Origin of the sequence: Streptococcus mitis, from assembly GCF_008763935.1 — a bacterium.
GTDB lineage: Bacteria > Bacillota > Bacilli > Lactobacillales > Streptococcaceae > Streptococcus > Streptococcus mitis_DB.
Map to the genome: position 1 here is coordinate 1 of NZ_VTQF01000024.1, position 4,835 is coordinate 4,835.

At 50.6% G+C, this 4,835-nt stretch carries 5 protein-coding genes; all 5 read left to right on the forward strand.

Annotated elements, in window-relative coordinates; all coding sequences use genetic code 11:
* Positions 1-351 precede the first annotated feature (351 nt).
* The 5 genes from F9B91_RS12000 to ubiT all read left to right on the forward strand — a co-directional run bounded on the left by F9B91_RS12000 (position 352) and on the right by ubiT (position 4,630).
* Entirely contained in the window at positions 352-1,173 is an 822-nt protein-coding gene (locus F9B91_RS12000) for a CPBP family intramembrane glutamic endopeptidase (protein WP_150923295.1), read from the forward strand.
* 205 nt (positions 1,174-1,378) lie between these two features.
* Positions 1,379-1,987 (forward strand): class I SAM-dependent methyltransferase, encoded by a 609-nt coding sequence (locus F9B91_RS12005; RefSeq protein WP_150923296.1) that lies wholly within the window; start codon positions 1,379-1,381, stop codon positions 1,985-1,987.
* 278 nt (positions 1,988-2,265) lie between these two features.
* A complete protein-coding gene (ubiU, locus tag F9B91_RS12010; RefSeq protein ID WP_150923297.1) occupies positions 2,266-3,273 on the forward strand; it encodes a ubiquinone anaerobic biosynthesis protein UbiU in 1,008 nt (335 codons plus the stop codon).
* 12 nt (positions 3,274-3,285) lie between these two features.
* The gene (locus F9B91_RS12015) at positions 3,286-4,203 is read left to right on the forward strand and encodes a U32 family peptidase (protein WP_150923298.1); all 918 of its coding nucleotides are present in this window, start codon (positions 3,286-3,288) and stop codon (positions 4,201-4,203) included.
* Positions 4,190-4,630, forward strand: a complete 441-nt coding sequence (gene ubiT / locus F9B91_RS12020; RefSeq protein ID WP_019269963.1) for a ubiquinone anaerobic biosynthesis accessory factor UbiT — start codon at positions 4,190-4,192, stop codon at positions 4,628-4,630. Before F9B91_RS12015 ends, ubiT begins: the two co-directional genes overlap by 14 nt.
* Positions 4,631-4,835: the final 205 nt, after the last annotated feature.

The following is a 4,835-nucleotide window of genomic DNA, read 5'->3' on the forward strand; positions in this document are numbered from 1 at the left end:
TTGCTATGATACGGGAGTTCCGATATACAAGGGTGTGTGCGGTACGCACGCACGCGTTTTTTGTTGTTGCTGAATGATTCCAAACCATGCCGTAATACAGTCGACAGCAAACGCAGCTTGAGTCATGATCCAACGAAATCCTCATATCACCTTTAATATCAAAGCTGCCTGAGAAATAATTTTCAGACGACCTCTCTATGAAAAGCAGCCTGCACTCTTCAAATCAAATCGAAGTGCAGGCTGCTTTTCATAATAATTAGAAAAAAACGCGCAATATTTTTATACTGTACATCATCTAGCAGGCCGTACCTGCCCCCCTGCCAACTTATTGACTGAACGAACAGGAATAACATGCAGAAGCCCCCTTCAGAAAAACCGATAGCCGGTTATTCGCATCCGTGGCAATACTTTCTGCTGGTGTACGCTTTGAGCGCACCGTTTTGGCTACTGTCTTTGTTTCTCAAACACAGTCCTTTGCCTGATAATCTGCCACTGACCGACATCGGCGCGGCACTCACTCCGACGATTGCCGCCGCGTTTCTGCGTTACCGCGAGGGCGGAATGGCGGCGGTGCGTGGACTGTTTGGTCGTGTATTTGATTACGGGCGGATCAAGCATTCTGCCTATTTTGGGACGGCAATACTGATTTTTCCCCTGCTTTATCTGCTGACTTATGTCGCGATACGCCAAACAGGACAAACCATACCCGCCTTATCCGTCTCGTTTGCGCCGCTTGCCGGTGCGTTCGTCATGTTCTTTATCGCGGCAGTTGCCGAGGAATTGGGCTATGCCGCCTACGCTACGGAAAGTCTGCAACGGCGTTTTACCCCGTTTGTTACGGCGCTGATTATCGGGGTGCCGTGGGCATTGTGGCATTTGCCGTCCATGATTGCCGTGGGGCAGTCTGCCGAACTGATCGCATGGGGGCTGGCAGGGACGGTTGCCGTAAGGATTATCTATGTATGGCTGTATAACGGCAGCGGCGGCTCAGTATTTGTATTGATTGCGTGCCACACGGTTGCCAATACCGCGCGTACGGGCTTTCCGGGCGGACGGGCGGCATATGAAAACGGCAACGGTATGATTCCATACGGAATCATCATCATTGCGGCGGCAATTGTGATGGTTTTTTGGCGTAAGGCGATGTGTTCATTTAATGGCAAACAAACGTAGTTTAGGTCATGTACCCAACAGAACTAAATATCAAAGGTCGTCTGAAAAATAATTTTCAGACGACCCCTCTCTATCGAAAGCAGCCTGCACGTTCAAAAATTGAAGTGCAGGCTGCTTTTTGCGATGATTGGAAAAAAACGCGTACTATTTTTATACTATATATCGTGCAAACACACGGCAAAACAAACTACCCAAAGGAATCCCCATGTTTAAAACGCTCAAAGGTATTTGGCAGGGACTTACGCAAAAAGGCAAAATCTTCCCGCATCAGCTTGCGTTCACGCTGCTGATTCCTTTGCGCAACTGGGCACTTTCGCCGCAACAAATCGTACAACAGCTGCACCTTGCGCCGCACCACCGCATTTTGGAAGTAGGCTGCGGAGCGGGTTATTTCAGCCCGACACTGGCGCAGTCAGTTCCGCAAGGACGATTAGTGGCGGCGGATATACAGCCGGAAATGTTGGCTTATACCGAAAAACGTTTGCGCCGTCGGCATATCGAAAACGTCGATTATTATCTATGCGACGGCACGCATTTTGATTTTCCCAATCAATCGTTTGACCGCATTGTGCTGATTACCGTGTTGGGCGAAGTCGCCAACCAAGCCGAGTATTTGGCGGAGTTCCGCAGGCTGCTTCGTGCTGACGGGCTGCTGTCGGTTTCCGAAACGGCAGGCGATCCCGACAAACCGAGTCGCACCGAATTGCGAGATTTAATGCGGCAAAACGGGTTTGATGTGGCGGACGAATATGGCAGCGAACGAAATTTCACTTTGAATTTTAAAGCAAGCAGCCGTCTGCTTCCGCCTAAATAAAGGTCGTCTGAAACAGATTTCAGGCGACCTTTTATTGTAAAAATCTATAAATTTAATAGATAACAACTAATCTCACATTATCGAACTGGAAAAGATAACCCGCTGATTAACTTGATATTTAACATAGTTAAATTATGTTAACTAAAACATACGTTACCCAAACCTGATTTCACAATTGATTTAAATCATAATATCTTGTGTCCAAATCTCTAAAATACCCGAAATCATACTAGATATTGATTTTCGAATAACAAACTGTAAGAGTCGAGGAACGCAAAATGCCGAAAATCCCTGAGTTGGTTTGTCCCGCCGGTAATCTGCCTGCTTTGAAGACGGCGGTGGACAATGGCGCGGACACGGTTTATATGGGGCTGAAAGATGCGACAAATGCGCGCAATTTTCCGGGGTTAAATTTCGATATGAAATCGGCGCAGGAAGGGGTGGCTTACGCCCATGCGCGTGGCCGCAATGTGTTGATGGCAATCAATACTTTTGCCCAGGCGGGGCAAATCGAGCGGTGGCATCGGGCTGTCGATACGGCGGTGCAACTGGGTGCGGACGCGATAATCGTCGCCGACCCTGCGATTATGGCTTATGCCGCCGAGCGTCATCCTAATTTGAGGCTGCACATGTCGGTACAGGGTTCGGCGACCAATTACGAAGCCATCAATATGATGAAGGAGCTGTTCGGCATCCGCCGTGCCGTGCTGCCGCGCGTTTTGACGGTCGATCAGGTCAAGCATGTGATTGACAATACGGATGTGGAAATCGAAGTGTTTGGTTTCGGCAGTTTGTGTGTGATGGTGGAAGGGCGCTGTATTTTGTCGAGCTATGCGACGGGCGAATCGCCGAATATGCAGGGCGTGTGTTCGCCGGCGAAGGCCGTGCGCTGGGAGCAGTTGCCCGACCGCATGAACGTGCGGTTGAACCAGGTGTTAATCGACCAGTACAAACCGGACGAACCGGCAGGCTATCCGACCCTGTGCAAAGGCCGTTTCGAAGTCAATGACGAAACCTATTACGCACTGGAAGAGCCGACCAGCCTGAATGTTTTGGAAATGCTGCCCGAACTCATCAAAATGGGTGTGTCCGCCATCAAAATCGAAGGCCGCCAGCGCAGCCCGATGTACACGGCGCAGGTAACCAAATCGCTTCGGCAGGCTTTGAACGCGGCCGCTGCCGATCCAGCGCATTTCAAAGTCAATCCGGTGTGGAACAACGCGCTGAGCAAGGTTTCGGAAGGGCACCAGACGACCTTGGGCGCATACAGCCGTCCGTGGAAATAAGGGGGAGGGAAAATGAATCCGATGAAATTATCGATGGGGCCGGTTTTGTTTTTCTGGCAGAAGGAAGCGCTGCTGGAATTTTACGCCGCCATGCTGGATGCGCCGGTGGATACCATTTATCTGGGCGAAGTGGTGTGTTCGCGCCGCCAGAAAATGCGTTTTGCCGACTGGGTCAGCCTGGCGGAAGATTTGGCGGAAAGCGGCAAGGAAATTATTTTGTCGTCGCAGGTGCTGCTGGAAAGCGAATCCGATTTGAAACGCCTGCGTAAAATCACGGGGCAGGACAAATTCAAAGTCGAAGCCAACGATATGGGCGCGGTTAAATTGGCACGCGAACACGGCATTCCGTTTGTCGCCGGCGCCAGCCTGAATATTTACAACGAAAGCACGCTGGCACTGTTCCAAAAACTGGGCACATACCGCTGGATTGCGCCGTCCGAGTTGAGTCGCGACAAAGTTGCTGAAATCATCAAGGCTTCAGACGACATCGAAACGGAATTGTTTGCTTGGGGCAAAATGCCGCTTGCCTATTCGTCGCGCTGCTTTACCGCGCGGCATTACAACCTGAACAAAGACGGCTGCGAATTCCGCTGTTTGGATTACGAGCAAGGTATGGATATGAATACCCGTGAGGGCAAGCCGTTTTTAACCATCAACGGCATCCAAACCATGTCTTACGGCTGCCAAAACCTGCTGCCACACCATGAGGATTTGCGGCAAATCGGCGTGAACATGCTGCGCCTGTCGCCGCAGATGCACGGCATGGCGGAAATCGTCCGTATCCACCGCGATGTATTGGACGGCAAAACCGCCCTGGCGGATGCGCTGCCCGAATTGGAAAGATTGACCACCGGCACGCTGGTGGACGGCTATTGGCACGGTCAGCCTGGTATCGAAGCTGTGAAGGAGGAATATTATGGCGTTGCCTGAAATCGTATTGCCCGCATGGGCGGGAAAAATCGGCGGAAAATTACCGGGCAGGCCGCCGCGTTTCGCTTTGGTTTTTGCCCTCAACACCATGCTCAAACGCGGATTGCTGCCCGCCGACATGAGCCTGTTTGACGGCAAAAAATTCGAAATCGACGTATTAGATGCAGGTATCAAGGTGCGTTTCACCGCCAATGCCGAAAAATTCATCGACGCGGATTTTTTTGGCACGCCCGATTTGCGCCTTGCCGCCAACGGTATCGACTTCATGCGGATGATGATGCGCGAGGAAGACCCGGATACTTTGTTTTTCAACCGCAAACTGCAAATCGAAGGCGATACTGAACTGGGGCTAATTACCAAAAACCTGCTCGACAGCGTGGACTGGCCGTTTGGCGATTGGTTTTTGAAACGGCAGTTGACCGACTGAACACGGATTCGTTCAGAAATATAGCTGAATAATTTTATTTTCAACACGCAACTTACCAGTTGCCGTCATTCCCGCGCAGGCGGGAATCCATTTTTGAAATTCAGAAACTGTTTTTCAAATCAAGGTTTATCAGATTTGACGATGGATTCCCGCCTGCGCGCACTACTGTCCGGAATAAATCCCCATTAAACATCAACTACCTAAC

Coding starts and splice junctions, on each gene's coding strand:
- F9B91_RS12000 (WP_150923295.1), top strand. CDS start 352: ATGCAGAAGCCCCCTTCAGAAAAACCGATAGCCGGTTATTCGCATCCG.
- F9B91_RS12005 (WP_150923296.1), top strand. CDS start 1,379: ATGTTTAAAACGCTCAAAGGTATTTGGCAGGGACTTACGCAAAAAGGC.
- ubiU (WP_150923297.1), top strand. CDS start 2,266: ATGCCGAAAATCCCTGAGTTGGTTTGTCCCGCCGGTAATCTGCCTGCT.
- F9B91_RS12015 (WP_150923298.1), top strand. CDS start 3,286: ATGAATCCGATGAAATTATCGATGGGGCCGGTTTTGTTTTTCTGGCAG.
- ubiT (WP_019269963.1), top strand. CDS start 4,190: ATGGCGTTGCCTGAAATCGTATTGCCCGCATGGGCGGGAAAAATCGGC.